The following is a 23,828-nucleotide window of genomic DNA, read 5'->3' as shown; positions in this document are numbered from 1 at the left end:
CCCGCCATGCGCATCCCTGCCCTTCTCGTCCCCGGCCTGATCGCCGTTTCGGCCCTTGCGGGTGCGCAGCAGCGGCATGACACCAACGCACCGATCGATTTCGGCGCAGATCATATCGAATTGCGCGACAAGGCGAATCGCGGCGTGCTGTCGGGCAACGTCTCGGTCAAGCAGGCGGAGATGACGCTGAACGCGGCCCGGATGACGGTGACCTATGTGGGACAGGTCGTCGGCGGCAACCCGCAGGTGTCGCGGCTGGACGCGTCGGGCGGCGTCACCGTGCGCCGGCCGGACCAGACCGCGAAGAGCCAGTATGCGATCTACGACCTCAACCGCCGCGTCATCACGATGCTGGGCGGGGTCAGCCTGACACAGGGTGGCGGCAACACCGTGAATGGCGGGCGGCTGACGATCAACCTCGACACCGGCCGCGCGGTGATCGACGGATCGTCGGTGGCGGGCGGCAGTGGCGGTGCGACCGGGACCGGCGGCGTCACCCCGTCGCGCGGCGGCCGGGTGACGGGCACCTTCTCCGTCCCCCAGCGCAACTGAGGGACAGGTCGATGAACGCGCCCACCGCCCCTGCCCCCCTCCCCGACAGCACCCCCGCAAGCGCCCCGCCGCTGGCCGAACCGCCGGTGGCGCACGGGCTGCAGGTGGTGTCGATCGCCAAATCCTACGACAAGCGTACCGTACTGACCGACGTGTCCGTCTCGGTCGGGCGGGGCGAGGTGATCGGGCTGCTCGGCCCCAACGGCGCGGGCAAGACGACCTGCTTCTATTCGGTGATGGGGCTGGTGAAGCCCGATTCGGGCCGGATCATGCTGGACGGCGAGGATATCACCGGCCTGCCGATGTACCGGCGCGCTATCCTGGGCCTGGGCTATCTGCCGCAGGAGACCTCGATCTTCCGTGGCCTGTCGATCGAGAAGAACATCCTGACGGTGCTCGAACTGTCGGAGCCGGACCCGGCGGCGCGCACCGCCAAGCTCGACCGGCTGCTCGACGAGTTCGGGCTGACCCGGCTGCGCGCGGCACCGGCGATGGCGCTGTCGGGTGGCGAGCGGCGCCGGGCGGAGATCGCGCGCGCGCTGGCGGCCGATCCGTCGATCATGCTGCTGGACGAACCGTTCGCGGGCATCGACCCGATCTCGATCGCCGACATCCGCGATCTGGTGCGCGACCTGAAGCGGCGCGACATCGGCGTGCTCATCACCGACCATAATGTCCGCGAGACGCTGGATATCGTCGACCGCGCATACATCATCTATGACGGGCGGGTGCTGTTCTCCGGCAGCCCGGCCGAACTGGTCGCCGATGCGAACGTGCGGCGGCTTTATCTCGGTGAAACCTTCTCGCTCTAGGGTGATGGCGATGCGGCGCAGTCCCCTTCTCCGCCCGCCATCATGAGCCTCGCGCCGCGTCTCGACCTGCGCCAGTCGCAGTCGCTGGTGATGACGCCGCAGTTGCAGCAGGCGATCAAGCTGCTGACGCTGTCCAATCTGGAGATCGAGGGGTTCATCGCCGAGGAGGTGGAACGCAACCCCCTGCTGGAGGCGACGCAGACCGACGAGGTGGTGAAGCCCGAACGGCCTGAGCGCGAGGAGCCGGCGGCGGCGGACGAACTCGTCACCGGCACCGCCGCCGCCGATCCGCTCGACATCGATTACGCGACCGAAAGTCATCAACAGGATTCGGTGGCCGATGGCGGCGGCGGGTTCGATGGCGCGATCACGGGGAGCGGCGGCGCGGCACCCGAGGATGGCCCCGACCTCGACAGTTTCGCCGACACCAGCCTGAGCCTCGCCGATCATCTGCTGGCGCAGGCGGGGCCGGCGGTGGCGGCGGCGGACCTGTTCATCGCGCAGCACCTGATCGACCAGATCGACGACGCCGGCTATCTGACCGGATCGACGCTCGACATCGCGAGCCGGCTGGGCGTGGCGCAGATGCGCGTGGAGGCGGTGCTGGCGACGATCCAGACCTTCGACCCCACCGGCGTCGGCGCGCGCGATCTGGCCGAATGCCTGACGTTGCAGGCCAAGGAGGCGGATCGATACGATCCGTGCATGGCGAAGCTGATCGCCAATCTCGACCTGCTGGCACGCGGCGACGTCGCCCGGCTGCGGCGGCTGTGCAACGTCGACGACGAGGACATGGCCGACATGATCCGCGAACTGCGCGGCTACGATCCCAAACCCGGCTGCCGGTACGGGGGCGAGGCGTCGCGCGCGGTGGTACCCGACGTGTTCGTGCGGAGCGTCGGCCAGAGCTGGGCGATCGAGGTGAACGGCGCCACCCTGCCCCGCGTCCTCGTCAACCGCCGCTATCACGCGCAACTGGCGCATGGGCCGCAGGACAAGGCGTCGAAGGCGTGGCTGTCGGACTGCCTCGCCAGCGCGACCTGGCTGGTCAAGGCGCTCGACCAGCGGCAGCGCACCATCGTCCGCGTCGCGACCGAGATTGTGAAGCAGCAGGAAGGCTTTTTCCGCCACGGCGTATCGCAGTTGAAGCCGATGACGCTGCGCCAGATCGCCGACGCGATCGAGATGCACGAATCGACTGTCAGCCGCGTCACCAGCAACAAATACCTGTCCTGCGCGCGCGGGATGTTCGAGCTGAAATACTTCTTCACCAGCGCGATCCAGGCGACCGATGGCGGCGATGCGGTGTCAGCGCAGGCGGTGAAAAGCGCGATCCGCGCGCTGATCGCGGGCGAGGGCGCGGCGATCCTGTCCGACGATACGCTGGTCGAACAGTTGCAGGCCAGGGGCTTCGACATCGCCCGCCGCACCGTCGCGAAATATCGCGAGGCGCTGGGCATCGGCAGCTCGGTCCAGCGCCGCCGGGCGCGGACGCTGGGCGGCGGGTGAGCGCAGGCAAGAACACATCGTCATTGCGAGCGTAGCGAAGCAATCCAGTGTACCGCGCGGAACCCTGGATTGCTTCGCTGCGCTCGCAACGACGGATCAGACGTACATCAGGGTCACGCCCTCTCAGTTCGGTCCCGCCGCCGCCGGCCCCGTCGCCGCCGCGCTAGTCGGTGGCACCGGCGGGGTGGGCGAGCGGGCGTCGCTGATCGCGTCGTCGTACCAGCGCGACAGGTCGACCTTCATCTGTCGGAGCGCGTCGGGGTTGAGATAGGTCATGTGCCCGGCGGGGTAATAGGTGAAGGCCAGGTTCGCCTGTTGCGGGCGTTCCAGCATCATGTGGCCGAGGTCGTTCTCGGTGCCGAAGAACGGCGTCGCCATGTCGTAATAGCCGTTCATCGACAGTACCTTGAGGTACGGGTTGGCGCGCATCGCGGCGGCCAGGTCGATCGCGGTGTTGGGGTTGTTCTGGCCGCCGCCGCCGCCGCCGCGACCCGGCGCATCGTGCTTCCAGTTCCACGTCCAGCCCGCCGCGTCGCGCGCCGACAGGCGATAGGGCAGCTCGGTCTGGTACTTCAGTGTGCCGGTCAGGTAATCGGTGAACGAGGCGATGTACGCGCCCGAGATCGCATCGGACGACGCGTCCGTCTCCGGCCGCTCGCCCGCCGCATCGGTGTCGATCCCGGTATAGCGCGAATCGAACCGGCCGATCGTGCGCGCCTGCCCGCGCAGCAACTCCTTCTGGAAGCGGGGCAGGTCGATGCGCAGGTTGGCGCGCTTGATGTAATCGGGGCTGAGGCCGATCAGCCGGCTCATCTGATTCGCGATCGAATCACGCTCGGCGTCGGAGATCGACTGTCCCTTGGCGAGCGCGACCATATACGGCCCATTCGCGAAGGCCCGCGCCTGCGCGACGACAGTGGCGACATCGGCGGGACGATCGGGCAGGCGGTTGTGATACCAGGCGGTCGCGGCATAGCTGGGCAGGTAGTTCAGATAGACCTGATCCAGTCCCGGCTGGCGATAGCCATAGTTCATGATCGACGACAGCAGCACGACGCCGTTCAGCGCCATGCCCCGTTCCTGCAACTGATAGGCGAGCGCGCCGGAGCGCAGCGTGCCATAGCTTTCGCCGAACAGGAATTTGGGGCTGCTCCACCGCCCGAACTTGGTCGCATAGCGCAGGATCGCCTTGGCGAAGGCATCGGCATCCTCGTCGGTGCCGTAGAAATCGGACGGCTTCATGTCGCCCAGCGGTCGCGAATAGCCGGTGCCGATCGCGTCGAGGAAGACCATGTCGGTCTTGTCGAGCAGCGTGTCGGGATTGGGGCCGACGTCATAGGGGGCGGGGCGGATGAATTCCGGGTTGGTGGTGCGGATGCGGATCGGCGCGAACGATCCCATGCGCAGCCAGAAACTGGGACTGCCCGGCCCGCCATTGTAGAAGAACGTCACCGGGCGTTTCGTGCCCGGTTTTGTCCCGTCGAGCGTATAGGCGGTGTAGAACATGCTGGCGGTCGGCTTGCCTTCGATATCGCGGATCGTGAGCGTCCCGGCGGACTCGGTATAGGACAGCCGCCGGCCGCCGACCGTCACCGCATCGCGGTGCGTGACCTCCTGTTCCGCGACCGGCGCGGTCGCCCAGCCGGCTTCCGCCTCCTGCTTCACCATCTCGGCATGCGATTTCGCGGGCGCGGCGGGTTTGGCGTCCTGCGCCAGGGCGGGGGTGGCGGTGGACAGCAGGGCAAGGGCAAGAAAGGACAGGCGCACGATCGGCAATTCCCCGGATGATGGATGCCGCCTTGTTCCCGCGATCCGCGGCGTTTGGCAAGCGGGTCATCATCACTGACCCGAAACGGAAAAAGGGCCGCCGGCGCGATGCCGACGACCCTTTCCCGACGAACGCTTCGGGAAGTCGAAGCGATCAGGCGAAGGCGACGGTGCTCTTGCGGCGGCGATAGCGCGCCGTGGCACCGATCATACCGAAACCGACCAGCATCATCGCCCAGGTGGCCGGTTCCGGCACCGCGGCGGTGAACTTGATGTTGTCCGCTTCCAGCGAGTCGACGCTGGAGGTGAAGCGCACGCCGCCGATCAGTTCGCCCGCATCCGCATTGAAGGTGAGCAGACGGTTGGTGAGCGGGAAATCCTGGTTGCCGCTGGGCGAGGCGGGCGCGGCCATCTCGGCACCGTTGAACGAGCGGAGCAGGTTGCCGCCCAGGTCGAGCACGTCCACCGTGTTCCCCCAGTCGATCGACCCGATGTAGAACGATACCGTCCGATAGCCGGCGATGCCGGCCGCCACCGAACGGATCACCGACGTACCACCCGTGGAAATATAGAGGTAGCTGTTGCCGGCCGGGGCACCGAACGGGTTGGCGGCAACGTTCTGGGCGCTGTCGATCATCATCTGCCCGCCGGTGCGCAGGAAGCCAGCGGGATCGCCGATATTGCCCGTCGTCGCGCTCTCGAAATTATATTGGGCGCCATTGGCCGACTGCGCGAACACGGCAGCCGACCCATTGGTGCCGACCAGCGTGACGGCGTGGGCGGGCATGGCAGCAAAACCGGCGATGGCGGCGGCGATAATAGCGATGTTCTTCATGATGACGGTTCCCGTGACAATGTCTTGCGCATCTCCCGAAGTGTCGGGGTCCGATGCCGTGCCCCGCTTTTCGTCGTTTTCCCAAGACGATGCCAGAACAACTACTGTCTCTATTTGGGATGGACCATGTCAGGACAGTTTATGGGTAAATTATCATTAACCATGATCGTTTACTTTTTATTTATTACTGTCATGTCGCGCCCTCGATCCGGTGACGCGGGCGATCTTTGCCGAATGCCGTCGGTCCTTTACGGAGGCGGGATGACGAAGATGACACGACGGATCGGCGGATGGATGGCGGCCGCGGCGGTTGCCGCGATGCTGGTCGGCTGCGGGCACCGGGAACGGCCGACGCCACCGGTGCCGGTGCCGGAACCCTCACTGACCCCCGCATCGCCGCCACCGCCGCCACCACCGACGATCAACAGCGGACTGGGGGACGAGGAGGCGCTGTGGCATCTGCGCGCCGCGCTCAATGTCGCCGCGCTCGGTTGTGGCCAGGGACCGGCCGGGGCCGGCATCGTCACCCGCTACAACGCGCTGCTGATCGAGCGAAAGGCGGTACTGGCCACCGCCTACGCCGCCGAAAAGGCACGCTACGGAACGGAACGCGGCGCGCTGGACCGGCACATGACGCAATTGTACAATTTCTTCGCCGATCCCGCTGCGCAGCGGGGCTTTTGCGCCGCTGCGGCGGACGTGGCGGAACAGGTCGCCGCCACCCCCGCCGCCGCCCTGCCGGGTTTCGCGGCGACGGCCCTCGAACAACTGGAACGACCGGTCGTCGCGCCGCGGATGATCGTCGCATCCACGGCGAGGGCGGCGGCATCGGCGCCCGAGACGGCATCGGCGCCGACCGTGGCACCTGCACCGACCGTGGCGGCGGCTGCTACGCCGACCGCGTCGGCATGGCGTATCCAGATCGGTGCGTTCACCGGGCAGGCGGCGGCCGAGGCGGCCTGGGCACGCGCGACGACACGGGTACCCTCTCTGGGCGGATACAGCCCGATCTACCAGCCGGTGCCGGGCAAGCCGCTGGTGCGGGTGCAGGTCGGTGCGGCGGACGACCGGGCAGGCGCGATCCAGCTGTGCGCGGCGGCGGCGGCCGGCGGGTTCGACTGCATGCCGGTCACCGCCCGACGCTAGGCCACGGCACCCTCGCCGTCATGGTCCGGCAGCCGGGCCGCGAGTGCCCGGATCGCCATCCCCGCGAACGCCACGGCTTCCTCGCCATCGATCGTCACCGGATGTTCGGGGGTCAGCAGCGCCGCCGCCTGCAGTTCGCCGTCGAGGCGCAGCCATTCGCGCACCGCATAGGCCAGGCTGGTGACGGAGGCGATCTCGCTGTCGCCGCGCGGCACATTCTCCAGCGCAGCGCTCATCCGCCAGTCGATCGTCGCCGGATCGATCATGCCAGATCGTTCTCGCTGACGACGATGACCGCCTGATCGGGATCGCGCGCCAGCGCCACCGCCGCCAGATCCATGATCTGCCCCTCGTGACGGTGGAACAGCGCCACCGCGCGGTCGTCCGGCACCTCGGCGGCAAGCGCCTCGATCAGGTCGTACTGCGCGGCGAAGGCGTACTCGTCCGTGTCGGCGCTGGCGGAAAATTCGACGCGACGCTCGTCGACATTGTCGAACACGGTGGCGGGGTCGATCAGCAGGGCATCGGCCATGGTGTACTCCTGTAGCAGGAGCGATGAAGCGCAGGAACGCGCGCGATGTTCCCCGACCGGGCCCCTGCCCGTCCGGCCGGCTTCGTCAATCGTCCTCGTCCTCGAACCCCACCAGCGCCAGCGCCCGCGCCCTGATCTGGCGGGTCATGCACCAGTGGACCAGCGCCTCCTCGCGCCCGTGCGTCACCCATACTTCCTTCGGCGCGATCTCCGTCAGCGTCTCGGTCAGCTCGTCCCAGTCGGCATGGTCCGACAGGATCAGCGGCAGCTCGATATTCTTCTGCACCGCGCGCTGGCGCACCCGCATCCAGCCTGATGCCATCGCGGTGATCGGATCGGGCAGCCGGCGCGACCAGCGGTCGTTGAGCGCGCCGGGCGGGCACATCACGACATGCCCCGCCATCGCCGCCTTCGGCACGTCCGCCACCGGGATCAGTTCGCCCAGCCGGACGCCGTGATCGGCATAGAGCGCGCACAACCGGGCCAGCGCACCGTGGATATAGATCGGCGCATCATGGCCCCGCGCGCGAAGCTCGGCGATCACCCGCTGCGCCTTGCCCAGCGCATAGGCGCCGACCAGGATGCAGCGATCGGGATTGGCGTGGAGCCGCGCGATCAGCTTGTCGATCTCGTCACCCGTATCGGGATGGCGGAACACCGGCAGCGCGAACGTCGCCTCGGTGACGAACACGTCGCATCTGACCGGCTGGAAGGCGGCGCAGGTCGGGTCCGGGCGGCGCTTGTAGTCGCCCGACACCACCACCCGTTCGCCACGGTGGTCGAGCACGATCTGCGCCGATCCCAGCACATGGCCCGCGGGCACGAATCCGACATCGACCTCGCCCCCCTTGCCGTCGGACAGCCGGATCGTCTCGCCATAGGCGACCGGCACCCCGGTCTGCGGGCCATAGCGCGCGTCCATGATCGCCAGCGTTTCCGGCGTCGCCCAGACGCGGTCGTGGCCGCCGCGCGCGTGATCGGCATGGCCGTGGGTAACCAGCGCGCGGGGCACGGGTTCGGACGGGTCGACCCACGCATCGGCGGGGCGGACATAGATGCCGTGCGGATGCGGTTCGATCCAGTCGCCCAGTTTCGCCATGCGCGGTCAACGCGGCACGAGGCCAGGAAGATCAATCCATGCCTACGATTTGCCGACGGACCGTGTGCGAACAGACTCTTATATCGCGACAAGCCGAACCGGGCGCGGCATAAGGCCCTGAATATCGGCCCGGCACCCAGCCATGGCCAGGAGAGGGAAGACGCATTGTCGGCATCGGACGCCTCGCTGTCACCCGCACCTGCCGGCCCCGCGCTCACCGGGATCGCCGGACTGGACGATATCCTGAACGGCGGGCTGACCCCGCACCGCATGTATCTGGTCGAAGGGACGCCGGGCACCGGCAAGACCACGCTGGGCCTCGGCTTCCTGCTGGCGGGTGCGGCAATCGGGGAGACGGGGCTGTACGTCACGCTGGCCGAAACCGAAGTCGAACTGCGCGCGGTCGCGGCGACGCACGGCTGGACGCTCGACGCCCTGAACCTGTTCGAGATGGTGCCCGCCGACGGGCTGGGCGAGGATCAGGAACAGACGCTGTTCCACCCCAGCGAGGTGGAACTGGGCGAGACGATCCGCGACGTGATGGCGAAGGTCGACGAACTGCGCCCCAGCCGGGTCGTGCTCGACAGCCTGTCCGAACTGCGGCTGCTGGCGCAGAGCCCGATCCGCTACCGCCGCCAGATCCTCGCCCTCAAGCATTTCTTCTCGACCCGGCAATGCACGGTCCTGTTCCTCGACGACAAGAGCGGCAGCGGCAGCGACCTCCAGCTGCACAGCATCGCGCACGGCGTCATCTCGCTCGAACAGACGCTGTCCGGGTTCGGGGCGCAGCGGCGCCGGATGCATGTCGTGAAGATGCGCGGCGTGCGCTATCGCGGCGGCTATCACGATTTCGAGATCGAGCGCGGCGGCCTGTGCATCTATCCGCGCCTCGTCGCCTCCGACCACGCGACGCGGGAAGCGGGGCCGGCGGTATCGACCGGATCGACCGCGCTCGACGCGCTGCTGGGCGGCGGGCTGGTGCCCGGCACCTCGACGCTGCTGACCGGGCCGGCGGGCGTCGGCAAGACGACCTCGACCGTGCAATGCATGCTGGCCGCGCTGAAGCGGGGCGAGAAGGCCGCCTATTTCCTGTTCGACGAGCGGCTGCCGACGCTGCTGGCGCGCAGCCGGACACTGGGCATGGACCTGGACGCCTATATCGAGAGCGGCCAGCTCGATCTGCGCGCGGTCGATCCCGCCGAAATGTCGCCGGGCGAATTCGCCGGCGCGGTCCGGGCCGTGGTGGAGGAACTGGGGGCCAGCGTCGTCGTGATCGACAGCCTGAACGCGTATCTGCAATCGATGCCCAACGAACAGTTCCTGGTTCTCCAGATGCATGAGATGCTGACCTATCTGGGGCAGAAGGGCGTCGTCAGCCTGCTGATCCTGGGGCTGCACGGGGTGATGGGCGATATCCGCTCCGACGTCGATCTCAGCTATCTGTCGGATACCGTCGTCCAGCTCCGCTATTTCGAGGCGCATGGCGAGGTGCGGCAGGCGATCTCGGTCATCAAGACGCGCACCGCCAGGCATGAACGCACGATCCGGGAATTCCAGATCGGCAGCAACGGCCTGCAGCTCGGCGAACCGCTGCGCCAGTTCCAGGGCGTACTGACCGGGGTGCCGACCTTCTCCGGCGAGGGGAAGACGCTGATGGCCAGCCAGATCGGCGCACTGGATGCGCAGCGCTAGATGCCCGAACGCGTCCTGATCCTGGCGCCGCGCGGCCGGGATGCGGCGATCGCGGCGGAGCTGCTGGGCCGTCACGGTATCCCGGCGGACATCTGCGCCGACCAGACGATGCTGGTCGACCGGCTGCGCGACGGCGCGGGCGTGGTGCTGGTGACCGAGGAGGCGCTGACGGTCGGCGACATGACCGAACTGTTCGCCTGGGTGGCGGCGCAACCGGCCTGGGCGGACGTGCCGTTCGTGGTGCTGGCGAATGGCGCGCGCGGGCCGCGGCCGGCCGCCGCCACAAGGCGGCTCGACGCGCTGGGCAATGTGGTGCTGCTCGAACGGCCGCTGCACGCGGAGGCGATGCTGGGGGCGATCCGGTCCGCCCTGAAGGCGCGGGCGCGGCAATATGAGGTCCGCGACGCCGCCGATATGCTGGAACGCGCGGTGGTCGAGCGGACGCAGGAACTGGCGGCGGCCCGCGACAGTCTGGAGATCGCGCTGGAGGCCGCCGGCATGGGCAGCTGGGATATCGACCTGACCACCGGGTTCGCCCGGCGGACGCTGCGCCATGACGAGATCTTCGGCTATACCGAGGCATTGCCGGACTGGAACGTCGACACGTTTCTGGGTCATGTCGATCCGGCGCAGCGCGACACGGTATCCGCCGCGTTCGACCGCGCGATCGAAACCGGTTCGCTGGATATCGAATGCGCCATCATCTACGTCACCGGCCAGCACCGCTGGATCGTCGCCAGGGGCCGCGTCCGGTACGATGCGGGCGGCGTCGCGGTGCGGATAACCGGCGTCGTCTCCGACATCACCGACCGCAAGGATGCCGACGCGCAACTGCTGCAGGCGCAGAAGATGGACGCGATCGGCCAGCTGACCGGCGGCGTCGCGCATGATTTCAACAACCTGCTGACGCCGATCGTCGGCAGCCTCGACCTCGTCCGCCGCCGCCACCGCGACGACGAGCGGACGCAGCGGATGGTCGGCGGCGCCCTTCAGGCGGCGGAACGCGCCGCGACGCTGACGCAGCGGTTGCTGGCGTTCGCGCGGCGGCAGGCGCTGCAACCCCGCGCGGTTGATATCGGCGCGCTGATCGACGGCATCGTCGACCTGATCCGCCGCTCGCTCGGCCCCTCGATCCGGGTCGTGCTGGACGTGCCCCGGCATCTGTCGCGGGCGCGGGTCGATCCCAACCAGCTCGAACTCGCGCTGCTGAATCTGGCGATCAACGCGCGCGACGCGATGCCGGGCGGCGGCACGCTGACGTTGTCCGTCACCGACAGCGTCGTCGACCGGGGCGGTCCGCCGGGGCTGAAACCCGGCACCTATGTGCGTCTGGTCGCCTCCGACACGGGTGTCGGCATGGACAAGGCGACGCTGGCGCGGGCGACCGAGCCGTTCTTCTCGACCAAGGGCGTGGGCAAGGGCACCGGCCTCGGCCTGTCGATGGTCCACGGCCTTGCCGCCCAGTCCGGCGGCACGCTGGCGCTGTCGAGCGAACCGGGCGCGGGCACCGCCGTCGAACTATGGCTGCCCGCGACCGACGAGCCCGCCGCCGATCCGGGCGAGCGACCCGCCGAGCCGGTCGCGGCGCGACGCGCGGCGACGGTATTGCTGGTCGACGACGAGGATCTGGTCCGCGCCGCCACCGCCGACATGCTGCGCGACATCGGCTATACGGTGATCGAGATGGGATCGGGGTCGCAGGCGCTGGCAGCGGTGCGCGCGGGCGCGGAAGCGGACGTGCTGGTCAGCGACTACCTGATGCCCGGCATGACCGGCGGCCAGCTGATCCAAGAACTGCGCGCCGGCGGCCATGCCATGCCGGCGCTGCTCGTCACCGGCTATGCCGCCGCGGGGGAGGATGTACCCGCCGATGTCGCGCGGCTGGCGAAACCGTTCCGGCAGGTCGATCTCGCCAGCCGGGTCGACGACCTGCTGCGCCCCGCCCCGCCCGCCGCTGCCACCGCGCTGCGGGCGATCAACTGACGGGCGGTATCGGGCATCGGAGCTTCTACCCCGGCTGCGCCACCTGCGGTCCCGCCTGGGTCGACGGATCGTAACGCCCGGAATGCGCCTCGATGCTCTGCTGCATGTTACCCAACAGGGCCAGCGACCGGCGAAGGGTATGCGTCGGCTCCTTTTCCTCGGCGGCGCTCTCCTCCTTGACCTGCATCGCGCTGTCGATGGCCTCCAGCGCCTGCGGTTTGGTCAGCGCGCCATTGTCGAGCAGGCTGTGAATCAGGCTTTCGATCAGCAGCAGGGCCGCCTGCCCCTGTGCATCGGGTTGCGGATGGGTATCCTGCCTGAAGGAGGAATCGGCGTGCGACGTATTGTTCGTCATCCTTGCGTTTCCGGGCTGATTGATACGGATCGGCGATCTATCCTTAGCGAACGGCCCATCGCAAGCCATTGATCCGGTACCGGATCGTCACGCGCATCATCCGCCCCCCGCCGAACCGGCCGCACCCAGGAGAATGTCCGATGCCTACCGACCAACACCCCCCGCTCGACGGCCTGGCGCAGTTGCAGGCGATGCTGGCGTCGGGCCGGCGCCCGCCGATCGGCGAGACGATGAACTTCGACCTTGTCGAGATCGAACGCGGCCGCGCGGTGTTCGAGGGGACGCCCGATCGCAGCGTCTATAACCCGATCGGATCGGTGCATGGCGGCTATGCCGCGACGCTGCTCGACAGCGCCTGCGGCATCGCGGTGCATTCGCATCTGGATGCTGGCCAGGGCTATACGACGCTGGAACTGAAGGTCGCCTATCATCGCGGGCTGTCCGACCGGAGCGGACGGGTGCGGGCGGCGGGCCGGGTGGTGTCGATCGGCCGCCGCGTCGCCTTTGCCGAGGCGACGCTGCACGATGGCGAAGGCCGGCTATGTGCCTCGGCGACCTCGACATTGCTCGTTTTCGCGATGCCGGATTGACCGCCGCCCCCGACCCGCTACCCCTGATATGGTGACGAGGAATCGCTATTACGCCGGCCCGCCGAGCGACCATTTTGACGGCGTCCGCTTCTTCAACCCCGATCAGCCGGCGACCGACCGGGGGCTGCGCGACATGCTGCGCTGGAAGCTGGCGGGCGCGGCGCAACGCTGGCCGGCGATGGTGCCGGTGACGCCAGCGGTGCCGGCAGCGCGGGTACCGGGCATCCGCGTCACCATGGTCGGCCATGCCTCGCTGCTGATCCAGGCGGCGGGGGTCAACATCCTGACCGATCCGGTATGGTCGCAGCGGGCCAGCCCGTTCCGCTTCGCCGGGCCGACGCGGGTGACCGCGCCCGGCATCGCCTTTGCGGACCTGCCGCCGATCGACGTCGTGCTGCTCAGTCATTGCCATTACGATCATATGGACGTCGCGACGCTGCGCCGGTTGCAGGCCGCCCATGCGCCGCTGATGGCGATGCCGCTGGGCAACGATGCGATCGTGCGCGCCGCGATCCCCGATGCCCGATGCATCGTCGGCGACTGGTGGGATCGGCTGGACCTGGGCGGCGGGATATCCACCACGCTGACGCCGGCCCATCACTGGGCGAACCGCTGGCCCTCCGACGTGCGCATGGCGCTGTGGGCGGGGCACCACATGACGACGCCGGCCGGCACGATCTGGTTCGCGGGCGACACCGGCTATGGCGACGGCCGGCTCTTCGCGGACATCCGGGCGCGGCTGGCGGCGCCCGACATGGCGCTGATCCCGATCGGCGCCTATGAGCCGCGATGGTTCATGGCTGCGCAGCATGTCGATCCGGCCGAGGCGGTCCGCATCTTCCGCGACGTGGCGGCGAAGCAGGCGCTGGGTATCCATTGGGGGACCTTCCAGCTGACCGACGAGGCACGCGAGGCGCCGCGGCTGGCGCTCGCCACCGCCCTGTCCGCCGCCGGCATCCCGCCCCGCCGCTTCGTCGCCGCGCATCCGGGGGGCGTGTACGACTGGGCGGGCGATTAGCGACCGGCATGTGAAATCGATATCTTTTCATGGGGATAGGACAGCGCGGACCATGTCGGCATCCGCTGCGTTCCCTGTGCCGGAGGTAGCGATGACCGAAGACGACGAGAAATGGATGCGCATGGCGATCGAGATCGCCCGCTCGAAGGGATCGGATCCGGCATCCTCACCGCTCGGCGCGGTGATCGTGCTGGACGGCAAGGTGATCGCCGCCGAGCGCAACCAGACCCAGGACCTGCCCGATGCCACCGCCCATGCGGAGATGATGGCGATCCGCCGCGCCTGCGAGGGGACGGGCGAGATGGAGCTGCGCGGCGCGACCCTGTATTCGACGCTGCAACCCTGCGGGATGTGCACGATGGCGTCGATCTGGTCCAAGGTCGGGCGCGTCGTCTACGGCGCCGGGGCGGCCGACGTGCATCCGATGTATTTCGAGGCGCGGCATGTCGACACGCTCGATTTCGTGCGCAAGGCCTATCGCGACGACCTCGTCATCGAGGGCGGATGCCTGCGCGAGGAGTGCGCGACGCTCTATTACCGCCCCAACGACGATCTGCCGGCCGACGAACAGGCCAATCTATAGGTGCCTACCAGAAGCGGCTGCCCGGCCCGCCCTTGAACGGACCGGCGAGGTCGGGCGTTATCCAGCCCCCGTAGAAGCCGCCTTCCTGCGGCACGACCTGCACCCCGTCGACGGTGCAGACGTCGAGCGGCGCGGGATAGAAGGCGATATGATCGCGCAGCGGTTCGAAGGCGGGGGTGGGCACGGGATAGCTCCACGCCACATCCTCGATCACGGTGCCGTCGACCACCAGATCGTAATAGACCGCCTGCCCCTTCCACTCGCAGAACGATCCGCGTGCGGAAGGGCGCAGCGCCGCCATCACGATATCCGACGGCGGCAGGTAATAGCCGGGCGGGTGACTGGTCTCCAGCGTGCGGACGCTGGCGCTGGTGTCGGCGATGACAAGGCCGCGATGCTCGATGCGGATGTGGCGGGCGCACCGCTCCGCGATCGCCGGTCGCGGATAGGACCAGACGCTCTCCTGCCCCGGCGCGGGCCGGTCGGGCACCGGTCTCATGCCGACACCCGGTCGCGCACGATCGACTGGAGCCGGGGCCGGATGCGCAGGAACAGCAGATAGGCCCGTTCCAGCCCGGCCAGCACCAGCGGGTGGCGCGCCGCGATCCCCAGGGGCCGCAGCAGCGGAATGGCCCGCCACATCGCCGCGAACGCCGCCGCGCCGGACAATAATCGTCCGTCCTCGCGGGCATGGAAGCGGGCGAGCATCGTGCGGCGATCGATCGGGCACGAACCGGCGGGATCGCTGGCATCGATGAAATCGATCGCCCCGCACCGGTCCAGCCGCCGCATCAGAGCGATCTCCCGCTGGCACAGGGGACAGGCGCCGTCATGCCAGACGGTGACGCGGGTCATGCCCCGTTCCGTTCCCGGATACGTTCGGCGAGCAGGGTCGCGAACCCCAGCCACGCGACGAACGGTACCGCCAGCGCCGCCGCCGGCCGATCGACGCGGCCAGCCGCCGCGACATAGCCGGTGCCGGTCGCGATCATCGCCGCCGACGCCGCCGCGCTGGCCCCCAGCGCCTTTCGCCGGAAGAACAACTCGGTCCAGCCGCCGATCATCGCGGTGTTGAGCAGCCAGAGGCCGACGGCGATGTTGCGGCCATCGGTCGCCGGTTGCCGCAACAGGCGATAGCCGCCGATGCCCAGCCCCGTCTCCAGCACCGGCCACACCGCGCCGAAGGCGGCATCGGGCGGCGTATAGGCGGGCTTGTCGAGCCGCTTGTACCAGCGACGGATGCCGGGGTGCGAAGGATCGGGGGCGTTGCGCCGGCCGAGCCAGGCGCTGGCCCCCAATACCGCCGCCACGGCGGCGAACGCCATCGGGCGCGACAGGCCGGGACGGGCGGGGGCGATATCGGCGTCGGGCATGTCGAGGCATCCTTGCGTGGCGGGCGCGATGCCCATCACCCAAGCGCAGCGGGCGCGCCGACGTTCCCTCGCCCCGACCGCGCCACGACGATCATCGACCGCGACCATGGATCATGGAGGCTCACCGATGGTTGACTCCCGCGTCGGCATCCCGTCGTCACATTCGCCAAGGACATGCTCATGTCGGTTATGCTCAGCGCCACGTTCGATACCCGCCGCAATGCCGAGATGACGGTGGAACGACTGGTCCAGCAGTTCGACCTCGATCGTGCCGCCGTGTTCATCACCACCGAGGGTGATCGCAACAGCGTCGGCGAGGAACAGGCGGGTTCTGACACCGAGGCCGGCGCGCCCAGCGCGGAGGATCGTGACGATGCCCCGCTGAACGGTGCGATCGTGGTGACGGTGGAAGTCGCGGACGAACAGACCGCCGAGGAGGTCCGCGATGCGTTCGACGAGTTCGATTCGGCCGGCGTGGTGGAAACCGAGGACGCCGGCTGACCGGACCCGGTGCCGCCTACCGGCGAACTGGCCGGGCGAACGGTCCGGCGGCGACATCGTGTACGCGATGTCACCCGCCGCCGGATCGCCGCCGCCACGGGCGAAACCCCCGTTGCCGCGACCGTGGCGAACGGGGGATCAGGATGGAATGATACCGGCTGTCCCGCCGCCGGCCATAGGCGCGGCCGGCAACGGGACGGTCCGGTTCAGCGCACCGCGCCGCGACGAAAGAGGTTGATGATCGCGAGCAGCACGATCGCACCGATCAGCGAGACGACGACCGACTGGATGCTGATGACGCCGCTGGTGATCGGCGCCCCGCCGATCAACGGCGTCACGACGAACCCGGCCAGCACCGCCCCGACGATCCCGACCACGATGTTGAGCAGGATGCCCTGCTGGCCGTCGGTGCGCATCACCATGCTGGCGACCCAGCCGATCACGCCGCCGACGACGAGAAGTATGATGAGACCCATGTTCGTTCCTTCACGCTGTTTACCAAGTGAGGGTTAAACCGTCGTCGGTGCCATGATGTTCAGATCATGCCGCCCGGCCAGCTTCGGCGGATGGTATGCCTGTACCAGTCGAACTGGTAACGAACCGTGGAACCGGGTGCGGGCGTCGCACGCTTGATGAGCCATGCCATCCCATCCCGCCCCCGGTCTCCGCCATCTCGAACAGCTGATGGCGCAATTGATGGACGGCGTGATCCTGCTCGATCCGACCGGCACCATCCTCGGCGCCAACCCCGCCGCGTTGCGGATGCACGGGCTGGACGATGCGGCCGAACTGGGATCGACCGCGGAGGATTATGCCGGCCGCTTCTCGCTGCGCGCGGCGGATGGCCGGCCCCTGCGGCACCGCGACTATCCGTTGTTTCGCCTGCTCGCCGGCGAACCGTTTCCGGACGAGATCGTGCAGGTCGCCCCCGCCGGGGAAGACGAGGCGCGCTGGGTCCATCAGGTACGCGACGTCATCATGGACGAGGACGGGGGCGAGGCCGACTATCTCGCGCTGGTCATCAGCGACATATCCGCCCGCTTCGACGCCGAAACCCGGTTCAATGCGATGTTCCAGGCCAACCCCGCGCCGGCCCTGGTGCTGGGACTGGCCGATCTGCGGATCGCGCGCGCCAATCCCGGCTTCCTCGCCCTCACCGGCTTCACCGAAAAACAGTTGCACGACAGATCGCTGTTCGCCCTCGATCTGCTCGGCGGGCTCGCCGATCCAGCCGACGTGCGCCGCCGGATCGCGGCTGGCGAGATCGTGCCGCAGGCGGAAGCCGACCTGCTCGTCGCCGACGGGTCGCGACGGCTGGTGCTGTTCGCCGGCCAGCCGATCGACGTGACCGGCGAGGATGCGCTGTTGCTGACCTTCGCCGATCTGGAACCGCGCCACCGGGCGGAACAGGCGCTGGCGGCGAGCGAACGGCATCTGGTCGCGGTGTTCGAGATGGCGCCGGTCGCGATGGCGATCACCCGCGACGCGGACCGGCGGATTTTCCGCGTCAACGCCGCGTTCCGCGACCTGACCGGACATGACGCGGCGGCGGCGACCGCGCATACGTTCGACCAACTCGGCCTGTGGGACGGTGACATCCCGCGCGCCGCGCTCGATGCCGCGATCGTCGACCGGGGCCGGCTGCGCGCGGGCGAGGCACGGTTGCGGCGGCGGGACGGCGGCCCGATCGATTGCCTCGTCGCGGCTGAGACGATCGACGTCGACGGCGCCGCCTGTATCCTCTGGGCGTTCGAGGACGTCACCGAGCGTCGCCGCACCGAAACCGAACTGGCCGGCGCGATCGACGAGGTGATGAAGGACGCCAGTTGGCTCAGCCGCTCGATCCTCGACAAGCTGGCGACGCTGCGACGGCCACAGACCCAGGCGCCCCCATCCGACCTCACGCCGCGCGAACGGGAAATCCTCGACCTGATCTGCGACGATCTGGACGATGCCGCGATCGCCGCCCGGCTTGGCCTGTCGCGCAACACGGTGCGCAACCACGTCGCCAACATCTATGCCAAGACCGGCGTCAACCGCCGCAGCGGCGCGGTGGTGTGGGGGCGTGAACGCGGCATGGGATCGCGCCGCGCCTGACGGGGGGCGGGACGGCCCCCTTCCCCCGCGCCCGATCCTTCCTATCTCGCCTTCCCTATCCCGGACGGAACGATGCCCCCTTATCCCCTGATCCTTGCGATCGGCGACAGTCTGGTCGCCGGTTATGGCCTTGCGACCGACGATGGCTTCGCCACGCAACTGGAACGGCGGCTGCGCGCCGTCCATCCCGCCGCCACCGTCATCAATGCCGGCCGGTCGGGCGACACGACCGCCGATGTCCGCCATCGCCTGCCGTCGGTGATGTCGCGGCTGACGTCGCGCCCCGATCTGGCGATCGTGCAGGTCGGGCCGAACGATGTGCTGCGACAGGTGCCCCCCGCCACCACCCGCGCCGGGCTGGACGCGATCCTCGTCGAGCTCGGCCGTTGCGACATACCCGTGTTGCTGACGACGGTCGCGCCGCCGCCGATCCTGCACGACCGCGCCCGACATCATCTGGGCATCCACGAGGAACTGGCCGCGCGTCACGGGGCGACGTGTCGCGATTTCTTCCCCGCCGGCATTCTGGGCCGGGCGGATATGGTGCTGGCCGATCGCATCCATCCCAACGCCGCCGCCATCCATCTCGTCGTCGATGCGATGCTGCCGACCGTGCTGCGGATGCTGGACGACGGCTGATCGGCGATTAACGTCTTTGTTAATTGACTGCCTTGGCAACCATTGCCAAGGCATCGACATGCCCTTCTATGCCGATTCCGAGTTCGCACCCGATATTTCGATCGGCTATCTGATCCGGCGCGCGCACCAGCTTGGCGGCGTGGCGATGGAACCGGTGTTCGCGGCAGAGGGGCTGACGGGCATTCAATGGTCCGCGCTCGTCTCGATCTTCTTCGGACGCGGGGTCACCGCCGCCGACCTCGCCCGCGATCTGGGCCATGACAAGGGCGCGATGACCCGGCTGGTCGATACGCTGGAGGAGCGCGGCTGGATCACCCGGCAACGTACGCCCGAGGATCGTCGCTGCGTGAAGCTGGCGCTGACCGGGGAGGGTGAGGCGGTGGCGCTGCGGTGCAAGCGGCACGTCGTGGCCTGCTGGAACACATGGCTTGCCGACTGGTCGGAGGCGGAGGTGCGGATGATGATCTCGTTGCTCCAGAAGCTGCGCGGCACCCTCGCCGTTGCGGCCGGAGCCCCTTGCGTATGACCCGCGCCGTGTTCGCCGTGGCGCTGATGGTCGCCGGTTGCGCGGCCCCCGCGACCCGGCAGGCGGTGGCACCGGTCGCCCCTGCCGCGCTGGGTCTCACCGGGCAGGGCCTGACCACGCCGGGCCTGACCGGGCAGGGACCGCAACTGGCCGCCGACTGGTGGCGGGGCTTCGGCGATCCGCAGCTCGACACGCTGGTGGCGGATGCGGTCGCGGGGAACCCCTCGCTCGACAGTGCGATCGCCCGCGTCGCGCAGGCGCAGGCGGTGTTGTCGACACGCCGGGCCGATACCGGGCCGCAGGTCACGCTCGATGCGCAGGGCCAGATCGCCCGGCTCAGCGGTCGCTACACCATCCCGCCGCCCTTTGCGGGGTCGACCCGGTTCGTCGGCACCGCGCTGGGCAACCTCAACTGGAATCTCGACCTGTTCGGGCGCCAGCGGTCGGCAATCCGCGCGGCGGAGGCGCAAGGGGCGGCCGCCGTGCTGGACCTGACCGCCGCCCGGCTGGCGCTGTCCGCCTCGGTGGTGTCGACCTATCTCGATCTCGTCCGGGCAGAGGCACAGGGCCGCATCGCCGAACGCACCATCGCCACGCGCGCCAGCTCGTTGCGGCTGATCGATGTCCGTATCCGCAACCGACTGGCCAGCGAGCTCGACCGGCAATCGTCGGTGACGCTGCTCGCGCAGGCGCAGCAGGCGCTGGTCCGCGCTCGCGCCGCGGCGGTGCTGGCGAAGAACGCGCTGGCCGCGCTGGCGGGGCGCGGGGTCGATTATCCCGCCACGATCCGGCCGACCATGCTGCGGCTCGACGCCGCGCTGCCGCTGCCCGCCGTCGTACCCGCCGACCTGCTGGCACGCCGCGCCGACATCGCCGCCGCGCAGGCCCGGATCGCGGCGGCGGCGGCCGGCAAGCAGGTCGCGCAGCGTGCCTATTATCCCAACATCAACCTTGCCGCGCTGGCCGGCCTCCAGGCGGTCGGGATCGGCAACCTGCTGTCGCTCGACGCCGGCACGGTCGGGGTGGGTCCGGCGATCAGCCTGCCGCTGTTCGACGCCGGTCGCCGTCGTGCCGATCTGGCGGGCGCCAGCGCCGCGCTCGATCTCGCCACCGCCGATTACAACGACCGCGTCGTCGGTGCGGTGCGCGAGGCGGCGGACGCGATCGCGCAGATCGGCGCGGCCGAGGCGGATCGGGCGCAGCAGCGCGCGGTGGTGCGCGGCTATGCCGAAACCAATCGGCTGAACGCCATCCGCGTTTCGAGCGGACTCGACAGCCGGCTCGACCTGATCGACAACGATATCCGCATCCTCGCCGCCGAACAGGCCGACGCCGATCTTGCCGCCGATGCCGCACAGGCGCGGGTGCGGCTGGTGCTGGCGCTCGGCGGCGGCTTCGACGCTTCCCGGGACATGAACCGATGACCGATACCCGCGCCCCTGCGGCACCCGACACGCCGCCATCGCCCCCTGCCCCACCGACCCCCGCCCCACCGACCCCGCCCGCCGGCAATCCGCGGGCGCGCAAGCGGGGGTTGATGCTGCTCGGCCTCGTCGTCCTGATCGCCGCGATCGTCTGGGCGGTGTTCCACTTCCTGCTGGCGAAACCCGAACAGGAAACCGACGACGCCTATGTCGCGGGCGACGTAGTGGCGATCACCGCGCGCGATCCCGGCACGGTGCTGGCGATCCATGCCGACAACACGCAGATGGTGCGCGCCGGCCAGCCGCTGATCGACCTCGACGCCGCGACCGCCGATGTCGGCCTCGCGTCCGCCGAAGCCGATCTGGCGCGCGCGGTGCGGGCGACGAGGACCAGCTTCGCCGCGGTGAACGAGACCGGCGCGGCGGTGGCGCAGGCGGAGGCGCAACTGGCCGAGGCGCGCGGTGATCTGGTGCGCCGCCAGGGCGCGGCGGCACAGGGTGCGGTGTCGGGCGAGGAACTGGCCCATGCGCAGGACCAGGTCCGCGTTGCCGCTGCCACGCTGGCGCTCACCCGCAGCCGGCAGGCGCAGTCGCGCAACACCGTGCAGGGCACCACGGTCGACACCAATCCGCAGGTGCTGGCCGCGATCGCCGCCTATCGCCGCGCCGCGATCACGCTGGGCCACATGCACGTCGCCGCGCCGATCGCCGGCATCGTCGCGCAGCGCACGGTGCAGATCGGGCAGCAGGTGGCGGCGGGCACGCCGCTGATGGCGGTGGTGCCACTCGATCGGCTGTGGGTCGACGCCAATTTCCGCGAGACGCAATTGCGCGACCTGCGCATCGGCCAGCCCGCGACGGTGACGGCGGACATGTATGGCGACGACATCGTCTATCACGGCCGCATCGTCGGGCTGGGCGCGGGATCGGGCAACGCCTTCGCGCTGCTGCCGCCGCAGAACGCCAGCGGCAACTGGATCAAGATCACGCAGCGGGTGCCGGTGCGGATCATGCTCGATCCCGCCGAACTGCGCGCCAACCCCCTGCGCGTCGGCCTGTCGGTCGCGGCGACGGTGGATACCGCCGACACGTCGGGCACCCGGATCGGGCAGTCGGGGCGACAGGCCTATGCCGGGCTAAAGACCGCCGCCGGCGACCCGCGGGTCGAGGCGCGCATCCGGCAGATCATCGCGGCCAACCGCTGATGGCCGCTCCCGCCGCCACGGGTGCGTCGCCCGCCCCGCTGGCCGGCGGCGCGCTGGCGCTGACCGCCTTCGCGCTGGCGCTCGGCACCTTCATGCAGGTGCTGGACGGCACGATCGCCAACGTCTCGCTGCCGACGATCGCGGGCAATCTGGGCGTATCCAGCGACAATTCGACCTGGGTCGTCACCGCCTTCGCGGTCGCCAACGGCGTCGCGGTGCCGCTGACCGGGTGGCTGATGGGCCGGTTCGGCGTGGTCAGGACCTTCTGCGCCTCGGTGATCCTGTTCACCATCGCCTCGTTCCTGTGCGGGATCGCGTGGGACCTGCCGTCGCTGATCGCGTTTCGCGTGTTGCAGGGCGCGGTGTCCGGCCCGATGATCCCCGGCAGCCAGGCGCTGCTGATCGCAATCTTCCCGCCCGACAAGCGATCGACCGCGCTCGGCATCTGGTCGATGACGACGCTGGTCGCGCCGATCATGGGGCCGATCCTGGGCGGTTACATCTCCGACAATTACCACTGGAGCTGGATCTTCCTCATCAACGTGCCGTTCGGCCTGTTCTGCGGCTTCGTCAGCTGGCGCGGGCTGAAGACGCGCGAGACGCCAACCCGCAAGCTGCCGATCGATCAGGTCGGATTGATCCTGCTGGTGGTGTGGGTCGGCGCGCTCCAGATCGTGCTCGATCTGGGCAAGAACGACGACTGGTTCGCCTCCGAGCGTATCGTCGTCGCCACCGTGATCGCCGCGATCGGCTTCGTCGCATGGCTGATCTGGGAATTGACCGATGCCAATCCCGCGGTGAACCTGTCGCTGTTCAAGAGCCGCAACTTCGCGATCGGCACGCTCGCCTTCTGCCTCGGCTATGCCGTCTTCTTCGCCAACACGCTGCTGCTGCCGCTCTGGTTGCAGGCACAGATGGGCTACACCGCGACGTGGGCGGGGTTGGTGGCGGCGCCGTCGGGCGTGGTGGCGGTGCTGCTGACGCCGTTCGTCGCCAAGATGAGCGGCAGGATCGATGCGCGCATCCTGGCGACGGTGGCGTTCGCGTCGTTCGGCCTCTCCTATTACCTGCGCTCGGGCTACACCACCTATGCCAGCTTCCAGGACCTGATGCTGCCGCTGCTGGTGCAGGGTATCGCGATGAGCACCTTCTTCCTCGCGATGCTGACCATCTCGCTCGATCGCATTCCGCCCGAACGGCTGCCCTCCGCCAGCGGTATCTCCAACTTCGCGCGGATCACGGCGGGCAGTTTCGCCGCCTCGCTCATCACCACCGCGTGGGACCGGCGCGAGGCCTTGCACCAGAGCCGCCTGTCGGAGGCGGTCGGCAGCGGGATGCCCCTCACCATGGCGCGCGACGCGCTCGCCCGGATGGGGTTGACCGACACGCAGGCGGCCGGCGCGGTGACGCGGCAGATGGTCGGGCAGGCGTATCTGCTCGCCTCGACCGACCTGTTCCGCCTGTCGGCCTGGCTGTGCCTCGCGCTGGTCGTGATCGTCTGGTTCACCCGCCGCGCCAGCGCGCCGAGCGGCCCCGTCGCGGCGGATTGAAGCGCGACGACATCAGGCTCTCTCCGTCATTGCGAGCGTA

At 69.1% G+C, this 23,828-nt stretch carries 26 protein-coding genes; 16 read left to right on the top strand and 10 right to left on the bottom strand.

Features of this window, described 5'->3' with window-relative positions; genetic code table 11:
* The first annotated feature begins 6 nt into the window (after window positions 1–6).
* Genes IFT82_RS13335 through rpoN form a run of 3 tightly spaced genes read left to right on the top strand, consistent with a single transcriptional unit; the run spans window position 7 to window position 2,873 of the window.
* Window positions 7–552, top strand: coding sequence for an LptA/OstA family protein (locus IFT82_RS13335; protein ID WP_192127547.1), 546 nt, complete (start codon window positions 7–9; stop codon window positions 550–552).
* A gap of 11 nt (window positions 553–563) precedes the next feature.
* The gene (lptB, locus tag IFT82_RS13330; protein ID WP_244646748.1) at window positions 564–1,364 is read left to right on the top strand and encodes an LPS export ABC transporter ATP-binding protein; all 801 of its coding nucleotides are present in this window, start codon (window positions 564–566) and stop codon (window positions 1,362–1,364) included.
* 42 nt (window positions 1,365–1,406) lie between these two features.
* Window positions 1,407–2,873 carry an RNA polymerase factor sigma-54 gene (gene rpoN, locus IFT82_RS13325; protein WP_192127545.1) on the top strand — a complete coding sequence of 489 codons (1,467 nt, stop codon included), beginning with the start codon at window positions 1,407–1,409 and terminating at the stop codon, window positions 2,871–2,873.
* Between the two features lie 123 nt (window positions 2,874–2,996).
* Here rpoN and IFT82_RS13320 read toward each other — a convergent pair whose 3' ends face one another.
* The gene (locus tag IFT82_RS13320; RefSeq protein WP_192127543.1) at window positions 2,997–4,640 is read right to left on the bottom strand and encodes a S10 family serine carboxypeptidase-like protein; all 1,644 of its coding nucleotides are present in this window, start codon (window positions 4,638–4,640) and stop codon (window positions 2,997–2,999) included.
* A 154-nt stretch (window positions 4,641–4,794) separates the two neighbouring features.
* Window positions 4,795–5,475 (bottom strand): PEPxxWA-CTERM sorting domain-containing protein, encoded by a 681-nt coding sequence (locus tag IFT82_RS20950; RefSeq protein ID WP_244646747.1) that lies wholly within the window; start codon window positions 5,473–5,475, stop codon window positions 4,795–4,797.
* 261 nt (window positions 5,476–5,736) lie between these two features.
* On the opposite strand from IFT82_RS20950, the gene IFT82_RS13310 reads away from it, so the two are divergent.
* Window positions 5,737–6,621, top strand: a complete 885-nt coding sequence (locus IFT82_RS13310; protein ID WP_244646746.1) for an SPOR domain-containing protein — start codon at window positions 5,737–5,739, stop codon at window positions 6,619–6,621.
* Here IFT82_RS13310 and IFT82_RS13305 read toward each other — a convergent pair.
* The 3 genes from IFT82_RS13305 to IFT82_RS13295 form a co-directional block, all read right to left on the bottom strand.
* Complete coding sequence (locus IFT82_RS13305) at window positions 6,618–6,887, bottom strand: hypothetical protein (protein ID WP_192127541.1); 270 nt, start codon at window positions 6,885–6,887, stop codon at window positions 6,618–6,620. The two genes, IFT82_RS13310 and IFT82_RS13305, sit on opposite strands and share 4 nt — an antisense overlap.
* Window positions 6,884–7,153, bottom strand: a complete 270-nt coding sequence (locus IFT82_RS13300; RefSeq protein WP_192127539.1) for a hypothetical protein — start codon at window positions 7,151–7,153, stop codon at window positions 6,884–6,886. The genes IFT82_RS13305 and IFT82_RS13300 overlap by 4 nt, the downstream gene beginning before the upstream one ends.
* Window positions 7,154–7,238: 85 nt before the next feature.
* Window positions 7,239–8,252, bottom strand: coding sequence for a ligase-associated DNA damage response exonuclease (locus IFT82_RS13295; RefSeq protein ID WP_192127536.1), 1,014 nt, complete (start codon window positions 8,250–8,252; stop codon window positions 7,239–7,241).
* A 165-nt stretch (window positions 8,253–8,417) separates the two neighbouring features.
* On the opposite strand from IFT82_RS13295, the gene IFT82_RS13290 reads away from it, so the two are divergent.
* Window positions 8,418–9,944, top strand: coding sequence for an ATPase domain-containing protein (locus IFT82_RS13290; protein WP_274602242.1), 1,527 nt, complete (start codon window positions 8,418–8,420; stop codon window positions 9,942–9,944).
* The gene (locus IFT82_RS13285) at window positions 9,945–11,927 is read left to right on the top strand and encodes a PAS domain-containing hybrid sensor histidine kinase/response regulator (RefSeq protein ID WP_192127534.1); all 1,983 of its coding nucleotides are present in this window, start codon (window positions 9,945–9,947) and stop codon (window positions 11,925–11,927) included.
* 25 nt (window positions 11,928–11,952) lie between these two features.
* Here the strand turns inward: IFT82_RS13285 and IFT82_RS13280 are convergent, their stop codons facing one another.
* On the bottom strand, window positions 11,953–12,282 hold the full coding sequence (locus IFT82_RS13280; RefSeq protein WP_192127532.1) for a hypothetical protein: 330 nt from the start codon (window positions 12,280–12,282) through the stop codon (window positions 11,953–11,955).
* 140 nt (window positions 12,283–12,422) lie between these two features.
* Here IFT82_RS13280 and IFT82_RS13275 point away from each other — a divergent pair, with 140 nt between their 5' ends.
* From IFT82_RS13275 to IFT82_RS13265, 3 genes are all read left to right on the top strand, one after another.
* On the top strand, window positions 12,423–12,872 hold the full coding sequence (locus IFT82_RS13275; protein WP_192127530.1) for a PaaI family thioesterase: 450 nt from the start codon (window positions 12,423–12,425) through the stop codon (window positions 12,870–12,872).
* 31 nt (window positions 12,873–12,903) lie between these two features.
* Window positions 12,904–13,890 (top strand): MBL fold metallo-hydrolase, encoded by a 987-nt coding sequence (locus IFT82_RS13270; RefSeq protein WP_342355116.1) that lies wholly within the window; start codon window positions 12,904–12,906, stop codon window positions 13,888–13,890.
* Window positions 13,891–13,981: 91 nt separating this feature from the next.
* On the top strand, window positions 13,982–14,473 hold the full coding sequence (locus tag IFT82_RS13265; protein ID WP_192127526.1) for a nucleoside deaminase: 492 nt from the start codon (window positions 13,982–13,984) through the stop codon (window positions 14,471–14,473).
* A 4-nt stretch (window positions 14,474–14,477) separates the two neighbouring features.
* Here IFT82_RS13265 and IFT82_RS13260 read toward each other — a convergent pair whose 3' ends face one another.
* From IFT82_RS13260 to IFT82_RS13250, 3 genes are read right to left on the bottom strand one after another with little or no spacing between them, the layout of a single operon-like run.
* Complete coding sequence (locus IFT82_RS13260) at window positions 14,478–14,972, bottom strand: DUF427 domain-containing protein (RefSeq protein WP_192127524.1); 495 nt, start codon at window positions 14,970–14,972, stop codon at window positions 14,478–14,480.
* Window positions 14,969–15,328, bottom strand: a complete 360-nt coding sequence (locus IFT82_RS13255) for a thiol-disulfide oxidoreductase DCC family protein (protein WP_192127522.1) — start codon at window positions 15,326–15,328, stop codon at window positions 14,969–14,971. Before IFT82_RS13255 ends, IFT82_RS13260 begins: the two co-directional genes overlap by 4 nt.
* A complete protein-coding gene (locus IFT82_RS13250) occupies window positions 15,325–15,846 on the bottom strand; it encodes a TspO/MBR family protein (RefSeq protein ID WP_244646745.1) in 522 nt (173 codons plus the stop codon). Before IFT82_RS13250 ends, IFT82_RS13255 begins: the two co-directional genes overlap by 4 nt.
* Window positions 15,847–16,026: 180 nt before the next feature.
* Between IFT82_RS13250 and IFT82_RS13245 the strand changes: the two genes are divergently transcribed.
* Complete coding sequence (locus IFT82_RS13245) at window positions 16,027–16,347, top strand: hypothetical protein (protein WP_192127520.1); 321 nt, start codon at window positions 16,027–16,029, stop codon at window positions 16,345–16,347.
* Between the two features lie 206 nt (window positions 16,348–16,553).
* Here IFT82_RS13245 and IFT82_RS13240 read toward each other — a convergent pair whose 3' ends face one another.
* Window positions 16,554–16,823: a GlsB/YeaQ/YmgE family stress response membrane protein gene (locus IFT82_RS13240; RefSeq protein ID WP_192127517.1), complete on the bottom strand. Its 270-nt coding sequence runs from the start codon at window positions 16,821–16,823 to the stop codon at window positions 16,554–16,556.
* Between the two features lie 163 nt (window positions 16,824–16,986).
* On the opposite strand from IFT82_RS13240, the gene IFT82_RS13235 reads away from it, so the two are divergent.
* The 6 genes from IFT82_RS13235 (at window position 16,987) to IFT82_RS13210 (ending at window position 23,788) form a co-directional block, all read left to right on the top strand.
* Window positions 16,987–18,444: a PAS domain S-box protein gene (locus IFT82_RS13235; RefSeq protein WP_192127515.1), complete on the top strand. Its 1,458-nt coding sequence runs from the start codon at window positions 16,987–16,989 to the stop codon at window positions 18,442–18,444.
* Between the two features lie 72 nt (window positions 18,445–18,516).
* A complete protein-coding gene (locus IFT82_RS13230; protein ID WP_192127513.1) occupies window positions 18,517–19,083 on the top strand; it encodes a GDSL-type esterase/lipase family protein in 567 nt (188 codons plus the stop codon).
* A 58-nt stretch (window positions 19,084–19,141) separates the two neighbouring features.
* On the top strand, window positions 19,142–19,609 hold the full coding sequence (locus IFT82_RS13225) for a MarR family winged helix-turn-helix transcriptional regulator (protein ID WP_192127511.1): 468 nt from the start codon (window positions 19,142–19,144) through the stop codon (window positions 19,607–19,609).
* Window positions 19,606–21,033, top strand: a complete 1,428-nt coding sequence (locus IFT82_RS13220; protein ID WP_192127509.1) for an efflux transporter outer membrane subunit — start codon at window positions 19,606–19,608, stop codon at window positions 21,031–21,033. Before IFT82_RS13225 ends, IFT82_RS13220 begins: the two co-directional genes overlap by 4 nt.
* A complete protein-coding gene (locus IFT82_RS13215) occupies window positions 21,030–22,238 on the top strand; it encodes an efflux RND transporter periplasmic adaptor subunit (RefSeq protein ID WP_192127507.1) in 1,209 nt (402 codons plus the stop codon). Before IFT82_RS13220 ends, IFT82_RS13215 begins: the two co-directional genes overlap by 4 nt.
* Complete coding sequence (locus IFT82_RS13210; protein WP_192127505.1) at window positions 22,238–23,788, top strand: DHA2 family efflux MFS transporter permease subunit; 1,551 nt, start codon at window positions 22,238–22,240, stop codon at window positions 23,786–23,788. The genes IFT82_RS13215 and IFT82_RS13210 overlap by 1 nt, the downstream gene beginning before the upstream one ends.
* Window positions 23,789–23,828: the final 40 nt, after the last annotated feature.

It is taken from the genome of Sphingomonas sp. CFBP 8760 (genome assembly GCF_014841615.1).
In the GTDB taxonomy this organism is placed as follows: domain Bacteria; phylum Pseudomonadota; class Alphaproteobacteria; order Sphingomonadales; family Sphingomonadaceae; genus Sphingomonas.
The sequence above is the reverse complement of the archived record's forward strand: the minus strand, read 5'-3'. Positions and strand labels throughout refer to the sequence as shown.